At 57.5% G+C, this 21586-nt stretch carries 18 protein-coding genes and 1 riboswitch; of the genes, 7 read left to right on the top strand and 11 right to left on the bottom strand.

Annotation, left to right across the window (positions count from 1 at the left end):
* Nucleotides 1-358: 358 nt before the first annotated feature.
* Nucleotides 359-1210, bottom strand: coding sequence for a glutamate racemase (gene murI / locus ACQUTI_RS23230; protein ID WP_023291541.1), 852 nt, complete (start codon nt 1208-1210; stop codon nt 359-361).
* On the bottom strand, nt 1155-2993 hold the full coding sequence (btuB, locus tag ACQUTI_RS23225) for a TonB-dependent vitamin B12 receptor BtuB (protein ID WP_122542741.1): 1839 nt from the start codon (nt 2991-2993) through the stop codon (nt 1155-1157). Before btuB ends, murI begins: the two co-directional genes overlap by 56 nt.
* A gap of 65 nt (nt 2994-3058) precedes the next feature.
* Nucleotides 3059-3245: riboswitch (cobalamin riboswitch) on the bottom strand.
* Nucleotides 3246-3359: 114 nt separating this feature from the next.
* On the opposite strand from btuB, the gene trmA reads away from it, so the two are divergent.
* Nucleotides 3360-4460, top strand: coding sequence for a tRNA (uridine(54)-C5)-methyltransferase TrmA (gene trmA, locus ACQUTI_RS23220; RefSeq protein WP_004203692.1), 1101 nt, complete (start codon nt 3360-3362; stop codon nt 4458-4460).
* 50 nt (nt 4461-4510) lie between these two features.
* Here trmA and ACQUTI_RS23215 read toward each other — a convergent pair whose 3' ends face one another.
* Together ACQUTI_RS23215 and fabR are read right to left on the bottom strand one after the other, a co-directional pair.
* The gene (locus ACQUTI_RS23215) at nt 4511-4870 is read right to left on the bottom strand and encodes a YijD family membrane protein (protein ID WP_004203691.1); all 360 of its coding nucleotides are present in this window, start codon (nt 4868-4870) and stop codon (nt 4511-4513) included.
* Between the two features lie 15 nt (nt 4871-4885).
* Nucleotides 4886-5521, bottom strand: coding sequence for an HTH-type transcriptional repressor FabR (gene fabR / locus ACQUTI_RS23210; protein WP_004151856.1), 636 nt, complete (start codon nt 5519-5521; stop codon nt 4886-4888).
* A 196-nt stretch (nt 5522-5717) separates the two neighbouring features.
* Here fabR and sthA point away from each other — a divergent pair, with 196 nt between their 5' ends.
* The gene (gene sthA, locus ACQUTI_RS23205) at nt 5718-7118 is read left to right on the top strand and encodes a Si-specific NAD(P)(+) transhydrogenase (protein WP_002883016.1); all 1401 of its coding nucleotides are present in this window, start codon (nt 5718-5720) and stop codon (nt 7116-7118) included.
* On the opposite strand, the gene oxyR is transcribed toward sthA, so the two are convergent.
* The 4 genes from oxyR to argC all read right to left on the bottom strand — a co-directional run bounded on the left by oxyR (nt 7101) and on the right by argC (nt 11538).
* Entirely contained in the window at nt 7101-8018 is a 918-nt protein-coding gene (gene oxyR, locus ACQUTI_RS23200) for a DNA-binding transcriptional regulator OxyR (RefSeq protein ID WP_002883015.1), read from the bottom strand. The two genes, sthA and oxyR, sit on opposite strands and share 18 nt — an antisense overlap.
* A 259-nt stretch (nt 8019-8277) precedes the next feature.
* The gene (gene argH, locus ACQUTI_RS23195; protein WP_064187991.1) at nt 8278-9651 is read right to left on the bottom strand and encodes an argininosuccinate lyase; all 1374 of its coding nucleotides are present in this window, start codon (nt 9649-9651) and stop codon (nt 8278-8280) included.
* A 99-nt stretch (nt 9652-9750) separates the two neighbouring features.
* Nucleotides 9751-10527, bottom strand: coding sequence for an acetylglutamate kinase (gene argB / locus ACQUTI_RS23190; RefSeq protein ID WP_015959218.1), 777 nt, complete (start codon nt 10525-10527; stop codon nt 9751-9753).
* 6 nt (nt 10528-10533) lie between these two features.
* Nucleotides 10534-11538, bottom strand: a complete 1005-nt coding sequence (gene argC, locus ACQUTI_RS23185; RefSeq protein ID WP_004203689.1) for an N-acetyl-gamma-glutamyl-phosphate reductase — start codon at nt 11536-11538, stop codon at nt 10534-10536.
* 113 nt (nt 11539-11651) lie between these two features.
* Between argC and argE the strand changes: the two genes are divergently transcribed.
* Nucleotides 11652-12803 carry an acetylornithine deacetylase gene (gene argE, locus ACQUTI_RS23180; RefSeq protein ID WP_122542743.1) on the top strand — a complete coding sequence of 384 codons (1152 nt, stop codon included), beginning with the start codon at nt 11652-11654 and terminating at the stop codon, nt 12801-12803.
* Nucleotides 12804-13061: 258 nt separating this feature from the next.
* Nucleotides 13062-15713: a phosphoenolpyruvate carboxylase gene (ppc, locus tag ACQUTI_RS23175; protein WP_017899812.1), complete on the top strand. Its 2652-nt coding sequence runs from the start codon at nt 13062-13064 to the stop codon at nt 15711-15713.
* Nucleotides 15714-15759: 46 nt separating this feature from the next.
* Here ppc and zinT read toward each other — a convergent pair whose 3' ends face one another.
* Entirely contained in the window at nt 15760-16410 is a 651-nt protein-coding gene (gene zinT, locus ACQUTI_RS23170; protein WP_004203686.1) for a metal-binding protein ZinT, read from the bottom strand.
* 69 nt (nt 16411-16479) lie between these two features.
* On the opposite strand from zinT, the gene ACQUTI_RS23165 reads away from it, so the two are divergent.
* The 3 genes from ACQUTI_RS23165 to gldA all read left to right on the top strand — a co-directional run bounded on the left by ACQUTI_RS23165 (nt 16480) and on the right by gldA (nt 19447).
* Nucleotides 16480-17421 (top strand): AraC family transcriptional regulator, encoded by a 942-nt coding sequence (locus ACQUTI_RS23165; protein WP_227543151.1) that lies wholly within the window; start codon nt 16480-16482, stop codon nt 17419-17421.
* 205 nt (nt 17422-17626) lie between these two features.
* The gene (fsa, locus tag ACQUTI_RS23160) at nt 17627-18289 is read left to right on the top strand and encodes a fructose-6-phosphate aldolase (protein ID WP_004203684.1); all 663 of its coding nucleotides are present in this window, start codon (nt 17627-17629) and stop codon (nt 18287-18289) included.
* 54 nt (nt 18290-18343) lie between these two features.
* On the top strand, nt 18344-19447 hold the full coding sequence (gene gldA, locus ACQUTI_RS23155; protein ID WP_004203683.1) for a bifunctional L-1,2-propanediol dehydrogenase/glycerol dehydrogenase: 1104 nt from the start codon (nt 18344-18346) through the stop codon (nt 19445-19447).
* Nucleotides 19448-19540: 93 nt separating this feature from the next.
* Here gldA and metF read toward each other — a convergent pair whose 3' ends face one another.
* Nucleotides 19541-20428, bottom strand: coding sequence for a methylenetetrahydrofolate reductase (gene metF, locus ACQUTI_RS23150; protein WP_004203682.1), 888 nt, complete (start codon nt 20426-20428; stop codon nt 19541-19543).
* Between the two features lie 194 nt (nt 20429-20622).
* Entirely contained in the window at nt 20623-21564 is a 942-nt protein-coding gene (locus tag ACQUTI_RS23145; protein WP_069135898.1) for a LysR family transcriptional regulator, read from the bottom strand.
* Nucleotides 21565-21586 lie beyond the last annotated feature (22 nt).

Here is a 21586-nt window from a genome sequence, read left to right as displayed (position 1 = left end):
ACGTGTTCACTCTTGAGACTTGGTATTCATTTATTGTCCGAAGACATTAAGAATCCATGTCACTTTGAGTGCCCACACAGATTGTCTGATAAATTGTTAAAGAGCAGTTGCAACGCGGCTTTCAGCTCACCGTTGCGAGGTCCCGTATAATACGTTTTCCTCATTCAGAGTCAAGCCCTTATTTTGCTTTTCTCTGTCGGTTTTCAGCGCTGAACTTCATCGCCGAAACCTTGCTGACCCGGCGGCTCGCTTGCCGTTGTTCCGTGTCAGTGGAGGCGCATTATAGGGAGTTCTGAGACGTTGACAAGCCCTGTTTTCAAAAAATTATTCAACCGTCTCTTTTTTGTGCAAAACGCCGTTAAAGCGGTAATTTTTCCAGCGTCGAGAAGCCATAGCGATGCAAAACGGGTAAAAGTTGTTCCGTTTCTGCCGTCAACGCCATGCAGAATGCTTTATTCTCGTCGCTGGACTTCGCATCCGGCGCTTCATGCTCTAACAGCCAGGCGGTGCGACGGGCAATCGCCGCGCCGGAATCAATCAGCCGCGTGCCTTCCGGCAGAACGCGCTGCAGCTCCTCCTGTAAAAGAGGAAAATGGGTGCAGCCCAGCACCACCGTATCCGGCGGCTCCTGCATCCGCAGCCACGGGCGCAGGATACGGCGCAGCTCTTCTAACGGCACAGGCTCGCCGTGCAGCTTCGCTTCCGCCAGCTCCACCAGCTCCGCCGACCCCAGCATCTCAATCCGACATTCATTGGCAAAGCGGTCGATCAGCTCACGGGTATAAGGACGCTTTACGGTACCGCGCGTCGCCAGCAGACCAACAATGCCGTTCGCCGTTAAGCGGGCGGCGGGCTTGATCGCCGGCACCACGCCAACAACGGGGAAGGCGAACTTTTCACGCAGGGCAGGCAGGGAGACGGTACTGGCGGTATTGCAGGCGATCACCGCCAGCGCCAGGGGATAACGCTGCTGGACAGCGGTGACGATTTCCACAACGCGCTCAACGATAAACTCCTCGCTCTTCTCGCCATAGGGGAAGGCAACGTTATCGAAAGCATAGATGTAATGCAGATTCGGCAGCAGCTGCCGAATCTCATTATAAACCGACAACCCACCGACGCCGGAATCAAACACCAGCACGGTGGGACGTGGATCAGAAGGTGTAGCTGCCAGACAAGGTGTATTCCCGTCCTGCAGATTGGTAGCCATAAACTGTCTCGTAATCTTTATCGAACAGGTTGGCTATTTTACCACGAACTGTCAGGTGTGAGGTGACGGGATACGATAAACCGACATCCCAGAGGCTCAACCCACCCATATTGACGGTACGCGAATTGTCGTAATCATAATCGTAGCGCTTGCCGATGTAGTGATACGTCACTTCCCACCCCAGATCGTAGACCTGGCCGTTCAGCTCGTATTTCACCTGCTGCTTCGCCCGGCGATAGAGGATCTTGTTAGTTTCATCATCGCGAGGGTCAACATACTGCAGCGTCAGATGGTGCTCCACCGGCCCTGTGGTGACATTTCCCGTCCACTCCAGCCCCTTGATCGTCGCCGACTTGACGTTGTAATAGGCGTTGTTGTCGTAATCGATGAGGTTTTGAATCTCATAGCGATACGCGGAGAGACGCCAGTCGACCGGCCCCGTTAACCCTTCAAGGCCCGCTTCCCATTGCTTCGACTCCTCTGGCTTCAGGTTCGGGTTAGAGGCGATGCCAAAGCGTTCTGCGCCGTACTGCTGCCCGAGGGAGGGGGCGAGGAATCCTGTGCCGTACGAGAGCGTTGTCCGATAACCGTCGATAAATTCCCAGCCTGCCGCCGTCTGCCAGGTACCGTGCCAGCCAAACTGCTCGTCATGATCCTCACGGCCGGAAGCTTCCAGCGTCACGCTGTCAATCTGCTGCTGGCCCGTCAGATAAAGACCGGTGGTATCGCGCTTATACACGTCGGTATTGGTCGTTCCGCTGGATTTCAGCTTCTCCTGTTTCCAGTCTACGCCGCCGCTCACCGCGCCATGGCCCACCACAACATTATTTCCCCACTGGATATAGCGCTGTTCCATATCATCCAGGGTGGTGCCCGCGGCATAGCGGCCAGCGTCGCTGCTGTAGTTGTAATCTTTAATACGCTGATAGTTCGCAATCAGCTGGGAGGAGTAAATTCCGGAGTGGTAGTGCAGACCGGTATCCCAGGATTGGGTATAGGACTGATCTTCATCGTTTCCACCTGCGTAGCCCCAGTTACCCTGGTCATAGTCAGCATTGGCGGAATAACCATAGCCGCGGAAGAATCCCGAGAAGTTATCATCGAACTGATGCTGTACCCCGCCCCACAGCATTTTATTGCGGTAGCCGTCGCGATCGCTGTCGCCGCTATAAGAGGAGTTCGGCTGGACGTTAAACCCTTTGGTGGTCTGATAGGCGCCGGCAGCGGTAACCAGCGTATCGCCAAACCGCTTGTTGAAGGCGCCATCATAGGACTGATAGCCGTTCGTTCCCGCGCCGGCGTTGATCTGCGAACGCTCAGCGTCGGTCATGGTGATAATGTTCACCACCCCGCCGATCGCTCCGGAGCCATACACCGCGGAGCGCGGGCCGCGGATATATTCCACCCGCTGGACCAGAGAGATAGGGATCTGACTGATATCCACGCCATTGGAGATCCCCGGACGCGCCATCGGCACACCGTCGATCAGCACCAGCACGTGGCGAGCCTCCGTCCCCCGAACATACAGCGAAGCGCTCTGCCCCATGCCGCCGTTGCGGGCAATATCGACCCCGGGAAGACGACGCATGACATCGTTTAAATCTTTGGACTGCCAGCGGTCGATGTCATCGCGCGTCACTATATCGGTCGGCGCCAGCACGGTATTGACCGGCTGTTGAAAACGGTTTGCTGTCACCACCAACGTATCTGAATTGCTATCCTGCGCCCAGCCGGAAAATGCCGTGACGGATAAGGCCGTCATCAGCGAAGCTTTTTTAATCATTGTAAAAGCATCCGAAACAGAAAAAGGATGCCGCAGGTTTTATCAGTTGCTCGCGACGATAAAACCCAGTGCGACGTATTCCGGCAGGTCTTCGGGCTTGGAGGCTGTTTCAAGAAATAATGACTTCCCACGGCTAACCGCAGTGTCTGCACCGAGTGCGCTCATTTCTCACCTTCCTTACCGCTGCGCGTCAGCCCCAGATTTCCACTGGGTTCCCTTTTAACTCACAGGACCGGTAGGCGAATGCTACAATCAGAATCATATAGATGTCCAGACTGCTAATTATATTTCCCGCGGCATTCGAGGCTGGACATCCCCGGCGCTTTCCCTACAATCCCCGCGTACTTATTTTATTCAGGATACATCATGACCCCCGAACACCTTCCTACCGAACAATACGAAGCGCAACTGGCAGAAAAAGTCGTCCGTTTGCAAACCATGATGGCGCCTTTTGCCGCGCCGGTTCCGGAAGTGTTTCGTTCGCCGGTCAGCCACTACCGTATGCGCGCCGAGTTCCGTCTGTGGCACGATGGCGACGACCTGTACCATATAATTTTCGATCAGCAGACCCGGTCGCGGATTCGCGTTGACAGCTTCCCGGCCGCCAGCGCGCTCATCAATCAGCTGATGACCGCCATGCTGGAGGGCGTACGCAACAATCCCGTGCTGCGCCATAAGCTGTTCCAGATTGACTATCTGACCACCCTCAGCAATCAGGCGGTCGTCTCGCTGCTGTATCATAAAAAACTCGATGATGCCTGGCGTGAGCAAGCGGAGGCGCTGCGTGACGCCCTGCGAGCCCAGGGGCTCAATGTGCATCTGATTGGTCGGGCGACCAAAACTAAAATCGAGCTCGATCAGGATTATATAGATGAACGTCTGCCGGTTGGCGGTCGGGAGATGATCTACCGTCAGGTGGAAAACAGCTTTACCCAACCGAACGCGGCAATGAACATTCAAATGCTGGAGTGGGCGCTGGATGTCACCAAAGGAGCGACCGGCGACCTGCTGGAATTGTACTGCGGCAACGGTAACTTCTCGCTGGCGCTGGCGCGTAATTTCGATCGCGTCCTGGCCACCGAAATCGCCAAACCGTCGGTGGCGGCGGCGCAGTACAACATCGCCGCCAACCATATCGACAACGTGCAGATTATCCGCATGGCGGCTGAAGAGTTTACTCAGGCGATGAACGGCGTGCGTGAGTTTAACCGGCTGCAGGGTATCGATCTGCAAAGCTATCAGTGCGAGACCATTTTCGTCGATCCGCCGCGTAGCGGGCTGGACAGTGAAACGGAAAAAATGGTGCAGGCCTATCCGCGCATTCTGTACATTTCGTGCAACCCGGAAACGCTGTGCCGCAATCTGGAAACGCTAAGCCAGACGCATAATGTTACCCGGCTGGCGCTGTTCGACCAGTTCCCGTATACCCATCACATGGAATGCGGCGTGCTGTTGACCCGGAAATAGGCCAAAAAAAACCGGCAACGTCATATTGCCGGTTTTTTATCACTGGCGGCTTATTCGGCTGCCGTATTTTTGCGGTTACGCATCTTGTAGCCGATCCAGAAGACCATCGCGACGGACAGAACGGCCGGGAAGAAGTTAGAGCCGATATCAGGGTACTCCGCACGCACGACGGTGCTGTACAACAGCACCCCGAGAATAAAAAAGGCGGCGGCGAGGCCCGGTAGCCCGACGGGCATACTGCGATTCTGATAGCGCTGGTGCAGACAGTAGACCGTCAGCAGCAGGGATAAGATGGGGAAGACGGAAAACGGAACTATCGAACTGAACAGCGCCGCAAAGGCGCCATTAATAGATAACCCGGCAATCAGCGCCAGCAGCAGCGTACCTTTATCTTGAACTGAGTGTTTCATTGCTCGTCCTTCACGTTATTCGGAATGATGTGACATTTTTTCTTGTTCACGGCGATACCAGTAATACGCGCCTTTCGAGATCATTCTGAGCTGCAGTACCAACCGTTCTTCCAGCTGTCGGCGCTGTTCAGGGCCGACATCCAGCGCTTCCGCGCCAGCGCTAAAAACGATGGTGACCATAGCTTCAGCCTGCGCTTCGGTAAAGGCGCGCGGCATATGGTTTTCGAGTTCTAAATAGTCGGCGAGTTCAGCAATAAAGTGCTGGATCTCGCGTGCGACGGCGGCGCGAAACGCCGCAGAAGTTCCCGAGCGCTCGCGCAGCAGCAGGCGGAAGGCGTTCGGGTTGTTACCGATAAACTCCATAAAGGTCGAGACCGAGGTGCGGATCACGCTGCCGCCTTTGGCAATCCGCTGGCGCGCCTGGCGCATCAGCTGGCGCAGCATCAGTCCGCTCTCATCGACCATCGTCAGGCCTAACTCATCGACATCGCGAAAATGACGATAAAAGGACGTCGGCGCGATCCCTGCTTCCCGCGCCACTTCACGCAAGCTCAGGCTGGCGAAACTCCGCTCAGCGCTAAGTTGGCTGAATGCCGCTTCCACCAGCGAACGGCGGGTTTTTTCTTTTTGTTGTGCTCTTACGCCCATCACGATGTATGAATCCTTCCAATAGCCCTGCTGGCACTATACCAGAGATTAAAACTAATCGGTTTGCCCTGGATTGTGAATGATTGTTTACGAGCCGTTTCTGCTTTTATGCCGCAAAAAAGCACAACGATAATTGGGTTAAAGCGCAGCGAATGTTATCATCGTGTTTATTTTATGTATAAAACAGGTGAGTAATGCCATGTCACACTCTTGGGATTATGATGCAATAGTGATTGGTTCCGGTCCTGGCGGCGAAGGCGCCGCCATGGGACTGGTGAAACAGGGAGCACGCGTTGCCGTCATCGAGCGCTACCATAATGTCGGCGGCGGTTGCACCCACTGGGGCACCATCCCGTCGAAAGCCCTCCGCCATGCCGTCAGCCGTATTATCGAGTTTAACCAAAACCCCCTCTACAGCGACCACTCCCGCCTTCTTCGCTCTTCTTTCGCCGACATCCTTAACCATGCCGACAGCGTCATCAACCAGCAGACTCATATGCGCCAGGGATTCTATGAGCGCAACCACTGTGAAATTCTGCAGGGCAATGCCCACTTCGTTGATGAGCATACTCTGGCGCTGGAGTGTCATGACGGCACGGTTGAGACGGTGACCGCGGAGAAATTCGTTATCGCCTGCGGCTCTCGCCCCTACCATCCGGCGGATGTCGATTTCCACCACCCGCGCATCTATGACAGCGATTCGATTCTCAGCCTGCAGCATGAGCCGCGCCATGTGATCATTTACGGCGCCGGGGTAATCGGTTGTGAATATGCGTCGATCTTCCGCGGCATGGAGGTGAAGGTCGATCTGATCAACACCCGCGATCGTCTGCTGGCCTTCCTCGATCAGGAGATGTCAGATTCGCTCTCTTATCACTTCTGGAACAGCGGCGTGGTCATTCGCCACAACGAGGAGTATGAGAAAATTGAGGGGGTGGATGACGGGGTGATCATGCACCTGAAGTCCGGCAAAAAGCTGAAGGCTGATTGCCTGCTGTACGCCAACGGCCGCACCGGCAATACCGACACTCTGGCGCTGGAAAATATCGGTCTGCAGACCGATAGCCGCGGTCAGCTGAAGGTCAACAGCATGTATCAGACCGCCCTTCCGCACATCTATGCGGTTGGGGATGTCATCGGCTATCCGAGCCTCGCCTCCGCGGCGTACGATCAGGGACGCATTGCCGCCCAGGCGCTGGTGAAAGGCGAAGCCTCAGCGCATCTGATTGAAGATATCCCGACCGGGATCTACACCATTCCGGAAATCAGCTCCGTCGGGAAAACCGAGCAGCAGCTGACGGCGATGAAAGTGCCGTATGAGGTGGGTCGCGCTCAGTTTAAACACCTGGCGCGGGCGCAAATCGTTGGCATGAGCGTGGGAACCCTGAAGATCCTGTTCCATCGGGAGACCAAGGAGATCCTCGGCATTCACTGCTTTGGCGAACGCGCAGCCGAAATCATTCACATCGGCCAGGCAATCATGGAGCAGAAAGGTGGTGGTAACACCATTGAGTACTTCGTCAACACCACCTTTAACTACCCGACCATGGCGGAAGCGTACCGGGTTGCCGCGCTGAACGGCTTAAACCGCCTGTTTTAACGCCTTGTCGAAATGGCCATCCATCGTGCCGCGGATGGCCTCCGCCAGATGTTCGTAGCGGCTGCGCAGCGGTGAGCCCGGACGGTAAACCAGACCGATGGTGCGTCTTGGCTCTGGCTTAATGCACGGCAGGTAGACCACGCCATCGCGTTTTCTTTCCTGCGGCACCGCCAGCGCAGGCAGCAGGGTAATACCGCTGCCTGCCGCTACCATATTGCGCAGCGTTTCCAGGCTGGTCGCGCGGAAGTGGGTATCCTCATCCGCCCCCGCTTCAAAGCAGAAGCCCATCGCCTGATCGCGCAGGCAGTGCCCATCCTCCAGCATCAGCAGCTTTTCACCGGCCAGATCCGACATCGGCACCCGATCGCGGTTTGCCCACGGATGATCCTCATAGATAGCCAGCATCATCGGCTCATCGAACAGCGGCACCTCGATAAAGGCCTCGCTCTCTTTGACCAGCGCCAGGATGGCGCAGTCGAGCTTACCGCTGTCGAGCTGAGCCAGCAGCTGATGGGTCTGCGCTTCGTGCAGATACATTTCCAGCTTCGGGAAGGTCTGATGCAGCATCGGAATGATGTGCGGCAGCAGGTACGGGCCAATTGTCGGGATCAGGCCGATATGCAGCGGCCCGGACATGGTTTCCCCTTGTTGGCTTGCCATCTCCTTGAGCACTTTTACTTCGCGTAAAACGGTGCGCGCCTGATCCACCAGCAACAGCCCCGCCTGGGTAAACAGAACCTTACGGCTGGTGCGCTCCAGCAGCATGACGCCAAGCTCATCCTCCAGCTTGCGGATCTGTCCGCTGAGCGTCGGTTGGCTCACATGGCATGAGTCAGCCGCCCGCCGGAAGTGGCGGTGTTCGGCGAGCGCTACCAGGTATTCAAGATCGCGAATATTCATTATTCATCCTCCATCGCCACGATAGTCCATGGCGATAGATAGCATAGCAACGAACGATTATCCCTATCAAGTTTTCTGTTCAATAATACACCCATAAAGACGGTGAACCTCTGAAAACCACTGGCCCGTCACACTGTTTCTCTACCCGAACAACTAAAGCCAACGTGAACTTTTGCGGACCTTGCGTCCGCTTTTTTTTTTGCATAAAAAACCCGGCGTCGCTGGGCTCGGCCGGGTCAGGGGGGCAGATATCTAAGGATTAGCTCAGACGGGCCTTCGCCTCGCCGATAGCCTGCGCCACCTGCTGCGGCGAGACGCCGCCTTTTGCCGCGCGTTTATCCAGGCAGGACTGCAGCGACAGGATCGGATAAACATCGTCCACAATCACCGGGCTGAATTTCTGCAGATCGGCCAGGGCCAGCGCTTCCAGCGGTTTCCCTTGCGCAATGGCTTCCACCACCGCTTCACCGACAATATGGTGCGCCTCGCGGAACGGTACGCCTTTCGCCACCAGATAATCCGCCAGCTCCGTGGCGTTGGCATAGCCCTGCTGCGCCGCTTCCGCACAGCGCGGACGTTTTACCTGGATGCCATCCAGCACCAGGGTCGCCATATGCAGGCAGTCGAGCCAGGTATCCAGGGCGTCGAAAAGCCCCTCTTTATCTTCCTGCATATCTTTGTTGTAGGCCAGCGGCAGCCCTTTCAGGGTCATCATCATGCCGGTCAGCGCGCCCTGCACGCGACCGCATTTGCCACGGATAAGCTCCAGGGCGTCCGGGTTTTTCTTCTGCGGCATCAGCGAGGAGCCGGAGGTCACGCGGTCGGAAAGCTCGACGAAGTTCGCCTCGCCGGAGTTAAAGAAAATCAGATCTTCCGCAAAGCGCGACAGATGCACCATACCGATAGCCGCATCGGAAAGCAGCTCCAGCACATGATCGCGATCGGACACGCTGTCGAGGCTGTTGCGGGTGGCGGAGGCAAAGCCCAGCCAGCCGGCCAGCTGCTCGCGGTCGATCTCATACGCCGTCCCCGCCAGCGCGCCGCAGCCCAGCGGGCTGACGTCGAGGCGCTTCAGCGCGTCCTGCAGACGGCTTTCGTCACGCGCCAGCATTTCAACGTAGGCCAGACACCAGTGCGCGAACGTCACCGGCTGGGCGCGCTGCAGGTGGGTGTACCCCGGCATCACCGCGTCCTGATTCTGCTGGGCGGTCTCCACCAGCGCGCTCTGCAGCTGGCGGTTCGCCGAGAGCAGTTCGACAACGGTATCTTTGCACCACAGTTTAAGATCGGTGGCGACCTGGTCGTTACGGCTGCGCCCGGTGTGCAGTTTCTTGCCCAGCTGGCCCACTTTATCGATCAGCTTGCCTTCCACCCAGCTGTGAATATCTTCGGCATCGCTGGCGAGGATTTGCTGCGGATTGGCGCGCACCTCTTCCAGCAGCACGTTCAGCGCTTCTTCCAGCTGCTGCTGTTCAGCGGCACTCAGAACGCCGACCGTTACCAGCGCTTTCGACCAGGCGACAGAGCCAACGATATCCTGCTCCGCCAGACGATAGTCGAAGCGCAACGAGTCGTTGAACTGTTTGAACCGTTGATCTGCTGCCTGTGTAAAACGCCCGCCCCAAAGTGCCATAACATGCTTCCTTTATTCGTTAGTTCCGCCGGCGGCATTGTGCCGCTCGGCCTACGGTCTTGTAAGCCCGGCAGACGACGCGCCGCCGGGCATGAAATCTTAAGCCAGAATACGTGTGCCGATCGGCGTGCCGTTAAATAACGCCGGCAGCTGCTCGGCGTGACGCCAGGAGGCGATATCCACCGGACGGCCCAGAGCACGTGCGGCGTCAAGGGCCGCATTCACTTTAACAATCATGCCGTCGGTGATAATCCCCTGCTCGATCAGCTGTTCCGCTTTCTCGGCGGTCATCTCGGCAATGCGCTGCCCTTTACCGTCGAGGATACCGCTAACGTCAGACAACAGGATCAGATCCGCCCCCAGGGTGGCCGCCAGCGCTGTCGCCGCCTGGTCAGCGTTGACGTTCATCAGCTGGCCCTCGTCGGTCACCCCGATAGAGCTCACCACCGGCAGGTAACCGCCGGCCAGCAAGGTATTGATCAGCGTCGGGGAGCCCGGCTGCGCCAGCCCGACATGGCCCAGCTCAGCATCCAGCTGCGTCACCTTCACGCTATCGCCATCGCCGAGGAACAGGCCTACCGAGGAAATACCATGTTTTTTCGCCCACGCCAGCAGCGTCTTGTTGGCGGTACCCGCCAGCGCGCCGGTGATGATGTCGATTTGCTCAGCCGGCGTCACCCGCAGACCATTTTTCTTCTGCACCGGCAGATTGAGCTGCTTCATCAGCTCATCCACCACGCAGCCGCCGCCGTGGACGATAATCAGCGGACGCTGGTGCGCTTCACGGTAATTGACCAGCGCGGTAAACAGACGCTCCAGCGCTTCTTCGCTATCGAGTAATACGCCGCCGAGTTTGATAATTAATGGGTTCATCATCACACCTTAAATAAGAGACTGCGTCTCAGCGAAGCCGAAACGAATATTCGCGCACTGCACCGCCTGCGCTGCGGCGCCTTTCAGCAGGTTATCTTCTGCCGCGACGACGATGAGATGATCGTCCTGCACGGCAAAACCGATATCACAGAATGGCAGACCTTCGACGCTTTTCACTGCGGGCACGCCTTTATCATATAAACGTACCAGCGGTTTATCGGCGTAAGCCTGCTGGTAAACCGCCGCGATCTGCGCATGGCCGACGCCCGGCTTCAGACGGCAGGTAATGGTTTCCAAGATGCCGCGCTTAAAATTACCCAGGTGCGGGGTAAAAATCACTTTCGCTCCGAGGTGGCTGGCAATCTCCGGCTGATGACGATGGTTAAATATGCCGTACGGCTGCAGGCTGACTTCACAGAAGCTGTTGCCGATCGCGGCTTTGCGTCCCGCGCCGCTCACCCCGCTGGTGGCGTTGATCACTGGCCACTGGTTGAGATCCAGCAGACCGGCATCGATCAGCGGCTTCAGCGACAGCTGCGCCGCCGTTGGGTAGCAGCCAGGCACCGCGATTAACTGCGCTTCTTTAAGCGCATCCGCGCTCCACTCCGCCAGACCATACACCGCCTGTTTGAGCAGGTCGGGATGCTGATGAGTGAAACCATAATATTTTTCGTAGAACGCCCCATCGTTAACGCGGAAGGCACCGGAGAGATCGAACACCACACAGCCGGCGGCAAGGAACTGCGGCGCCAGATCGTGACTCACTTCGTGCGCGGTGGCGAGAAACACCACGTCCACGCCAGCGCTGAATTCGCTGATATCGGACATCGGCTGCAGCGGCATATCGACAATGCCTTTGAGCTGCGGATGCAGGTCGGAAATTAATTTTCCCGCATCATTGCTTTGCGCGGAGACCGTCAAAGCGGTTATGTTCATATGCGGATGACGATTGATATAGGTCACCAGCTCTGCGCCGGCATAACCACTGGCACCCACAATCAGCGTATTTAACATTGGAAGCGCATCTCCTTACATTCGATGGGTTTTCTTACGCTCAACGATATTGTATTTTTATTCACAATAAATGCATGAATATTGATACTATCACGACCCAAGGTGTGTCAACAATGAAAAACAATTTACCGCCCTTTATCGAGATCTACCGCGCGTTGATCGCCACACCGTCCATCAGCGCGACCGAAGAGGCTCTCGATCAAAGCAATGAGTCTTTAATCAATTTGCTGGCCGGCTGGTTCCGCGATCTCGGCTTCAACGTCGAGGTACAGCCGGTGCCGGATACGCGCCATAAATTCAATCTGCTGGCCAGCACCGGACACGGCGCCGGCGGCCTGCTGCTCGCCGGGCATACCGATACCGTGCCGTTCGATGATGGCCGCTGGACGCGCGACCCGTTCACCCTCACCGAACACGATAACAAGCTCTACGGCCTCGGCACGGCCGATATGAAAGGCTTTTTCGCCTTTATTCTCGACGCCCTGCGCGATGTCGACGTCACCACGCTGAAAAAACCGCTGTATATTCTGGCCACCGCCGACGAAGAGACCAGCATGGCTGGCGCGCGCTATTTTGCCGAAACCACCCAGCTGCGCCCGGACTGCGCCATCATCGGCGAGCCCACCTCCCTGCAGCCAATCCGCGCCCATAAAGGACATATGTCCAACGCGATCCGTATTCAGGGCCAGTCCGGCCACTCCAGCGATCCGGCGCGCGGGGTCAACGCGATCGAGCTGATGCACGACGCCATCGGCCGGATTATGCAGCTGCGCGATCTGCTAAAAGAGCGCTACCACTTCGAGGCGTTCACGGTCCCTTACCCGACCCTCAACCTCGGCGCCATCCATGGCGGCGATGCCTCAAACCGTATCTGCGCCTGCTGTGAACTGCATATGGACATCCGCCCGCTGCCGGGGATGACCCTCAACGACCTTAATGGTCTGCTGGGCGAGGCGCTGGCCCCGGTCAGCGAACGCTGGCCAGGCCGCCTGACGGTCTCGGAGCTGCATCCGCCGATCCCCGGCTATGAGTGCCCACCGGACCATAAGCTGGTGCAGGTGGTTGAGAAACTGCTTGGCGCCCAGACCGACGTGGTGAACTACTGTACCGAAGCGCCGTTTATCCAGACGCTGTGCCCAACGCTGGTTCTCGGCCCGGGCTCGATCAACCAGGCCCATCAGCCTGACGAGTTTCTGGAGACGCGCTTTATCAAGCCGACGCGGGAGCTGATTAGCCAGATGGTCCACCACTTCTGCTGGCACTAAAATCGCCCTCTTTTTCCGCCCCGTTCTCCCGGGGCGGAACGGTGACGATCGTCACATTTCCATAAGCGATGCTTATCCAGCGCCCCCTGAGTTAAATTTCGCAAATTACGGGTATTTACTCGTTTGCTGAAGCGATTTCGCAGTAATTGACGTGGGGGTATTTACGTGGCTTTATAAAAGACGGGTTGCTTATCCGTTGCTCACGTTCCAGCGCAGCGGATATAACAAAATAAAATGAGATGGGGTGTCTGGGGTAACATGAACGAACAATATTCCGCATTGCGTAGTAATGTCAGTATGCTCGGCAAGGTGCTGGGCGATACCATCAAGGATGCATTGGGAGAAAATATTCTTGATCGTGTCGAAACTATCCGTAAGTTGTCCAAATCTTCACGCGCCGGCAACGAAGCTAACCGCCAGGAGCTGCTGACCACGCTGCAGAATTTGTCTAACGACGAACTGCTGCCGGTAGCCCGTGCCTTCAGCCAGTTCCTGAATCTGGCTAACACCGCTGAGCAGTACCACAGCATTTCGCCGAATGGCGAAGCAGCCAGCAATCCGGAAGTCATTGCGCGTACCCTGAGAAAGCTCAAAGACCAACCCAATCTCAACGAAGAGACCATCAAAAAAGCGGTGGAATCTCTGTCCCTGGAGCTGGTGTTAACCGCCCACCCGACCGAGATCACCCGCCGGACGCTGATCCATAAAATGGTGGAGGTGAACAACTGCCTCAAGCAGCTGGATAACAAAGATATCGCGGACTACGAGCACCACCAGCTGATGCGCCGTCTGCGCCAGCTGATCGCCCAGTCCTGGCATACCGATGAAATTCGTAAGCACCGCCCTTCCCCGGTCGATGAAGCCAAATGGGGCTTCGCGGTGGTGGAAAACAGCCTGTGGGAAGGGGTGCCTAACTACCTGCGCGAGCTGAACGAACAGCTGGAAGCCAACCTCGGCTATCAGCTGCCGGTGGACTTTGTCCCGGTGCGTTTCACTTCGTGGATGGGCGGCGACCGCGACGGCAACCCGAACGTGACCGCCGATATCACCCGCCACGTGCTGCTGCTCAGCCGCTGGAAAGCGACCGATCTGTTCCTTAAAGATGTGCAGGTGCTGATCTCCGAGCTGTCGATGGTGGAGTGTACCGACGAATTGCGTGCCTTGGCCGGCGCCGAGGGCGCTCAGGAACCGTACCGTTACCTGATGAAAAAACTGCGCACTCAGCTGATGGAGACCCAGGCCTGGCTGGAAGCGCGCCTGAAAGGTCAGAAGCTGCCGAAACCGGCGGGACTGATCACGCAGAACGAGCAGCTGTGGGAGCCGCTGTACGCCTGCTATAAATCGCTGCAGGCCTGCGGCATGGGCATTATCGCCAACGGCGAGCTGCTCGACACCCTGCGCCGCGTGAAGTCTTTCGGCGTACCGCTGGTGCGTATTGATATCCGTCAGGAAAGCACTCGCCATACCGAAGCGCTGGGCGAAATGACCCGTTACCTCGGGATCGGCGATTACGAAAGCTGGTCAGAAGCCGACAAACAGGCTTTCCTGATCCGCGAACTGAATTCCAAACGTCCGCTGCTGCCGCGCCAGTGGGAGCCCAGCGAAGAGACCCGCGAAGTTCTCGACACCTGCAGAGTGATCGCCGAGGCGCCGCGCGGATCGATCGCCGCCTACGTGATCTCGATGGCCAAAACGCCGTCCGACGTGCTGGCGGTTCACCTGCTGCTGAAAGAGGCCGGGATTGGATTCGCCCTGCCGGTGGCTCCGCTGTTCGAAACGCTGGACGACCTGAACAACGCCAACGACGTCATGACCCAGTTGCTGAATATCGACTGGTACCGCGGCTTTATCCAGGGCAAACAGATGGTCATGATCGGCTACTCTGATTCCGCGAAAGACGCAGGGGTGATGGCCGCCTCCTGGGCGCAGTACCAGGCGCAGGATGCGTTGATCAAAACCTGTGAGAAAGCCGGGATCGAACTGACGCTGTTCCACGGTCGCGGTGGCTCCATTGGCCGCGGCGGCGCGCCGGCCCACGCCGCGCTCCTCTCACAGCCGCCGGGAAGCCTGAAAGGCGGCCTGCGCGTTACCGAGCAGGGTGAGATGATCCGCTTTAAGTACGGCCTGCCGGAAGTCACCATCAGCAGCCTGTCGCTCTATACCAGCGCGATCCTCGAAGCCAACCTGCTGCCGCCGCCGGAACCCAAACCGCAGTGGCGCGACATCATGGCCGAGCTGTCCGACGTGTCGTGCAAGATGTATCGCGGCTATGTGCGTGAAAACAAAGATTTCGTGCCTTACTTCCGCTCCGCCACTCCGGAGCAGGAGCTGGGCAAACTGCCGCTGGGTTCGCGTCCGGCAAAACGTCGCCCGACCGGCGGCGTCGAGTCGCTGCGCGCCATTCCGTGGATCTTCGCCTGGACCCAGAACCGCCTGATGCTTCCGGCCTGGCTGGGCGCTGGCGCTGCGCTGCAGAAGGTAGTCGAAGGCGGAAAACAGAGTGAACTGGAAGCGATGTGTCGCGACTGGCCGTTCTTCTCCACCCGCCTCGGCATGCTGGAGATGGTTTACTCGAAGGCCGACCTGTGGCTGGCAGAGTATTACGATCAGCGCCTGGTGAAACCGGAGCTGTGGGCGCTGGGTACCGAGCTGCGCAAGCTGCTGGCTGCCGATATCAACGTCGTGCTGGCCATCGCCAACGACTCCCATCTGATGGCTGACCTGCCGTGGATCGCCGAGTCTATCCAGCTGCGTAATATCTATACCGACCCGCTGAACGTCCTGCAGGCGGAACTGCTGCACCGTTCACGCCAGGCTGAAGAAGAGGGCAAAGACCCGGATCCGCGCGTTGAACAAGCGCTGATGGTCACCATCGCCGGCGTCGCCGCCGGTATGCGTAACACCGGCTAATCGATGTCTTCCCCCGGCCACCCGGCCGGGGGATTTCTCACCCGTTCTAGTGGTGCAACATCTCATCAACGATCTGTTCTTTATGCAGCGCATACGGATAATAGGTCGGCCAGTTATCCATCTCTTTCAACAACGCTTCCTGTGATTCATTGCCCATGAAAATATGGAAATGCTGCGATTTACGCGGACCAATGATATGGTCGCTGAACTGGACATATTTTGGCGCGTTGGCATCGCCCTGCTGGCACTCGAACAGATAACGTACGCCCTTCTTACCGGAGGCGTAATGCAGAATTTTGTAGCCTGAATAGCGGTATTTGCAGCTGTTGACGGTCTCGCCGACGTGGAACTCAATCACGTCATCTTCAATGCCAATCTGTTCCACATCGGTGGCGTAGCCCTTCTTATAATAGGCGCGATACTCCTCCACGCTCTTGCCGCCGGGCTTTTTCGCCTTCTGCTCCAGCACCGGATCGAGATCGCCGTTGAGCAGATACGGGTTCACCGACTGCCAGACGCCCTCCCAGTCGCTCAGCGCGCGGTCCTGCACATCTTTATCCGCAAAAATGCCTTCGCTGGCCTGACGCTCCACTTCGGTTAGCGCCGGCCCATGGCTATGGTTGCCGTGGGCGAACGCCTGGGCGCTGGCTAGCGCCATGCCGAGTCCCAAGGCCAGCAGGGGGATCTTTCTGGTCATTACTCTCTCCTGAGTTTGCTATCAATGGTGACAAATTGTTACGATATAACATATCGTAACTGAGAAGCAATAGCGACAGGCTGGCGCTTTTACCGCTGGAATAATGTCCGGTATGATGAAAAGGGTGATGCGCGGGGCGGAACAATGATGGACAACGATATCAATCAACTTATTGATGCATTGCTAAAAAAGCAGACCAGCCTCGGACGGGTTTATTTCGCCGGCGAGACGCGCTCGCCTGCTAAACCGGTGGTGCAGGTTGATTTTCCCCGTCTGAATATCCTCCTCAATGGGCAGCTGCGCGACCAGGCGCTCGGCAATAACGCCCCGCTCCTGGAGGCCCATGACGTGCTCTATATTCCTGGCGATAGCTGGAACTGCCCACAGTGGCAGGCGCCCTGCCTGCTGTTAAGCATCCTGTTCGCTAAGCAGCAGCTGGAGTGCTCGCTGCAGCGCTGGAATGGCAAGACGATCGCCGTTGTTGAAAAGCTACAGGCGCTGCGTCGAGGGCCGCGCGTCGGTTCCTTCCTGCTGCAGGCGCTCAACGAGATCCGGATGCAGCCGCAGGAGCAGCAAACCGCCCGCAGCATCGTCATCAGCCTGCTCAGCCACTGCCATGATCTTCTCGGCAGCCAGGCGCAAACCTCCTCGCGCAGCCAGGCGCTGTTCGAGGCAATCCGTCAGTACATCGAGGTCCATTACGCGGAGCCGCTGAGCCGGGAATCGGTCGCCCAGGCGTTCTATCTCTCTCCCAACTATCTTTCCCATCTGTTCCAGAAATGTGGGCCAATGGGCTTCAATGAATATCTAAACCACATTCGTCTCGAACAGGCCCGTATGCTGCTGAAGGGCCACGATATGAAAGTGAAAGACATCGCCCACGCCTGCGGCTTCGCCGACAGCAACTACTTCTGCCGCCTGTTCCGCAAAACCACGGAACGCTCGCCGTCTGAATACCGCCGTCAGTACCATAGCCAGCTGACGGAAAAATCGTCCGCGGCAAAAAACTAGATTTTTGTGTGTTAAACCTGACTTTTGTGCGCGCTATAGTTTCCTGCCATCCCAGCCAGCGTCGATAAATGTGATCTAAATCATCCTTAATCGCGATGCGTACATTTATCCAGTTTTTGGCAAATTTGTCATCTGGCGATCCTTCGAACGAAAGCCGTATGCTTACCTCAACGACAGCACCGAATTAAGCATTGAGGAAAACATTATGGAACTCTATCTGGATACCGCCAACGTCGCCGAAGTGGAACGCCTGGCCCGCATCTACCCGCTGGCCGGGGTGACCACCAACCCGAGCATTATCGCCGCCGGTAAAACCCCGGTCTGGGATGTACTGCCGCGCCTGCAAAAAGCCGTTGGCCCGGAAGGAATTCTGTTCGCACAGACCATGAGCCGCGATGCGCAGGGCATGGTGGCAGAAGCCAAACGCCTGAGCAACGCCGTGCCGGGCATCGTGGTCAAAATCCCGGTCACCGCCGAAGGCCTCGCCGCTATCAAGCTGCTGAAGAAAGAAGGCATCCCGACCCTTGGCACCGCCGTCTACAGCGCTTCACAGGGTCTGCTGGCCGCGCTGGCCGGCGCAAAGTACGTCGCGCCTTACGTTAACCGCGTCGACGCTCAGGGCGGAGACGGCATCCGCATGGTGCAGGAACTGCAATCCCTGCTGGAAATGCATGCGCCCGAAAGCAAAGTGCTGGCGGCAAGCTTCAAAACGCCCCGTCAGGCGCTGGATTGCCTGCTGGCTGGCTGCGAAGCAATCACCCTTCCACTAGATGTAGCGCAACAAATGCTCGGCACCCCTGCGGTAGAGTCAGCCATAGAGAAGTTTGAACAGGACTGGAATAACGCCTTTGGCACGCTGAACCTGTAACCGGACCCGCGCGCCGCCTGTGGGCGGCATCACGGTCATCGAGGAGGAATCGTAATGGATCGCATTATTCAATCACCAGGCAAATACATTCAGGGCGCAGGCGCCATCAAGCGCCTTGGCGACTATCTGAAACCGCTGGCCGAACGCTGGCTGGTCGTTGGCGATAAATTCGTGCTGGGATTCGCGGAAGAGATGCTACGCAAAAGCCTGGCCGATGCCGGCCTGGCGGCGGAAATCGCGCCGTTTGGCGGTGAATGTTCGCATAATGAAATCAATCGCCTGCGCGATATCGCCGGCAGTGCGAAATGCACCGCCGTGCTGGGGATCGGCGGTGGTAAAACCCTGGATACCGCGAAAGCGCTGGCCCATTTTATGAAGGTGCCGGTGGCGATCGCCCCTACCATCGCCTCCACCGATGCGCCGTGCAGCGCGCTGTCGGTGATTTACACCGACGAAGGGGAGTTCGACAGCTATCTGATGCTGCCGCATAACCCTAACATGGTCATTGTCGATACGCAGATCGTTGCCGGCGCGCCGGCTCGCCTGCTGGCAGCCGGAATTGGCGATGCGCTGGCCACCTGGTTCGAAGCCCGCGCCTGCTCACGCAGCGGCGCCACCACCATGGCGGGCGGGAAATGCACCCAGGCGGCGCTGGCGCTGGCCGAGCTGTGCTACAACACCTTACTCGAAGAGGGTGAAAAAGCGATGCTGGCCGCCGAACAGCACGTGGTCACTCCGGCGCTGGAGCGGGTGGTGGAAGCCAACACCTATCTGAGCGGCGTCGGTTTTGAAAGCGGTGGCCTGGCGGCAGCCCACGCAATTCATAACGGCATGACGGCCATCCCTGACGCTCACCACTATTATCACGGTGAAAAAGTGGCGTTCGGCACCCTGACGCAGCTGGTGCTGGAAAACGCGCCGGTGGAAGAGATCGAGACCGTCGCCGCGCTATGTCACAGCGTTGGGCTGCCGATCACCCTGGCGCAGCTGGATATCAAAGGCGACATCCCGACCAAAATGCGCCTGGTGGCGGAAGCCGCCTGCGCTGAAGGCGAAACCATTCACAATATGCCGGGCGGGGTTAACTCCGACCAGGTCTACGCCGCGCTGCTGGTCGCCGACCAATATGGCCAGCGCTTCCTGCAGGAATGGGAATAATCCAGAGCAAAACAAAACACCCGGCGTCAGCCGGGTGTTTTTTATGTTTATCTGCCGGACGTGTCGCCCACTGGCGGCGGAAACGACAAGCACTCAGGCCGGACGCACGCCCAGCGTATGGCAGATGGCGTAGCTCATTTCGGCGCGGTTCAGGGTGTAGAAGTGGAAATCTTTTACCCCTTCCCGGCTTAAAATCTTCACCATGTCCATAGCGATGTTAGCCCCCACCAGCTGACGGGTTTCGGCATCGTTATCGAGACCTTCGAACATTTTCGACATCCACACCGGGATACGAACGTTGGTCATATCCGCAAACTTTTTCGCCTGTTTAAAGTTGGATACCGGCAGGATACCCGGAATAATTTCCACGTCGATACCCGCTGAGACACAACGATCGCGAAAACGCAGGTAGCTTTCCACATCGAAGAAGAACTGGGTGATCGCGCGGTTGGCGCCTGCCTCGACTTTGCGTTTCAGGTTGAGTAAATCCGCCTGCGCGCTTTTCGCTTCCGGATGCACTTCCGGATACGCGGCGACAGAGATATCGAAATCCCCCACCTCTTTCAGCAGGCTGACCAGATCGGCGGCATACATCTCCGGTTTACCGCTGCCCGGCGGCAGGTCGCCGCGCAGCGCGACGATATGGCGGATGCCGTTGTTCCAGTAATCCTGGGCGATAGTGCGCAGCTCATCGCGAGTCGCATCGATACAGGTCAGGTGCGGCGCCGCTTCCAGACCGGTTCGCTCTTTAATGCCCTTGATGATGCTGTGGGTGCGATCGCGCTCGCCGGAGTTCGCGCCATAGGTCACCGAGACAAACTTCGGTTTCAGACTGCTCAGGCGATCGATGGATTTCCACAGGGTTTGCTCCATTTCACTGGTGCGCGGCGGAAAGAATTCAAAGGACACATTAATCTGGCCCTGGACTTCCGCCAGGCTCTGATTCAGGGCTTCCCGCTGATTGGCGTGAAAAAAGCTCATACCTTACCTCATCAATCGCATGTAATGGCTGTTGTATTGCGAACTTCTATACGTTTAGACGTCCAGATGTAAAAATGACGGAAAAGCGCGCGGGCGTCAATAGAAAAATCTGCGTAAAGAGTGAGGAAAAGGCGGCCAATATGAAAAAAATTCATCTACCGGCGCTTTGCCAGCCGAAAGAGCCCGCTCTGCGGTCAACATGGGGTAGAACGATATTCAGCATGGGACGAGCCAGTCGTCAGGTGCTCATCCAGCAGTGAGAGCCATTGCTGCACGGATTCTGCCCGGTGAGGCGCATAGATCACCCCAAGGCTTAACGGCATGCTGTCGCCTTCAGCGACAGGACAGAACACCACCCCCTGACGCTGGATTGCGGAAAAGGACGCCGGCAGGAGGATCATGCCTTCCCCACGCGCAATTCGCGCCAGCAGCACATCATGTTCGGCAGGCTCTTCCACATAAGCGGGGGTATAGCCAGCCCGGTCGAAAATGCGTCGCGTATAGTCAAAGAAATCGGGGTTACGCTCACGTTTAAACCAGAACAGCGGCCGGTGATTGAGCGCGCTTAGCGTTAACGCTGATGTGGCGGCTTCCGGCCAGGAGGTTGGCACTGCCGCGATGAGCGGCTCCTGATACGGCAATGGGTGCAGGTGCAGCCCTTCAGTATTGAGCGGCAGCGCAACCAGCGCCGCATCGAGTTTGCCTTTGCGCACCTGCTGAGCCAGCGCCGGTGAAGCGTGGCGGGTGATATGCAACGCGCGGGTATGTTCGCTCAGCGCAGATTCAACAGCGGCGAAAATGCCTTGTTCGAAGGCGGTCGTCACGCCCAGACGCAGAGACGGCGGCGAGTGAACGGAGAGCTCGCTCAATGCCGCCAGCGTGCGTTCCTGGAGCGCCAGCATGGGCCGAATCATTGCCAGCACCTCTCTGCCCGCGTCGGTAAGGATCAGGCCTTTGCTATGGCGCTGAAACAGCGTCACCCCCAGCTGCGCTTCCAGATGGCGCATATGGCGACTCAGCGGCGGCTGCGAGATAAATAACCGCTGCGCCGCCCGGCTGATGTTATTTTCCTCCGCCACCACCGCAAAGGCGCGCAGCAGGCGGATATCGAGAGAATGCAATCGCGAAGTTGTCATACTGAAAAGGTATCACGAAAAG

The organism is Klebsiella sp. 7-CIP_Kleb. (assembly GCF_050378655.1).
Classification (GTDB): Bacteria; Pseudomonadota; Gammaproteobacteria; order Enterobacterales; family Enterobacteriaceae; genus Klebsiella; species Klebsiella quasipneumoniae.
The sequence above is the reverse complement of the archived record's forward strand: the minus strand, read 5'-3'. Positions and strand labels throughout refer to the sequence as shown.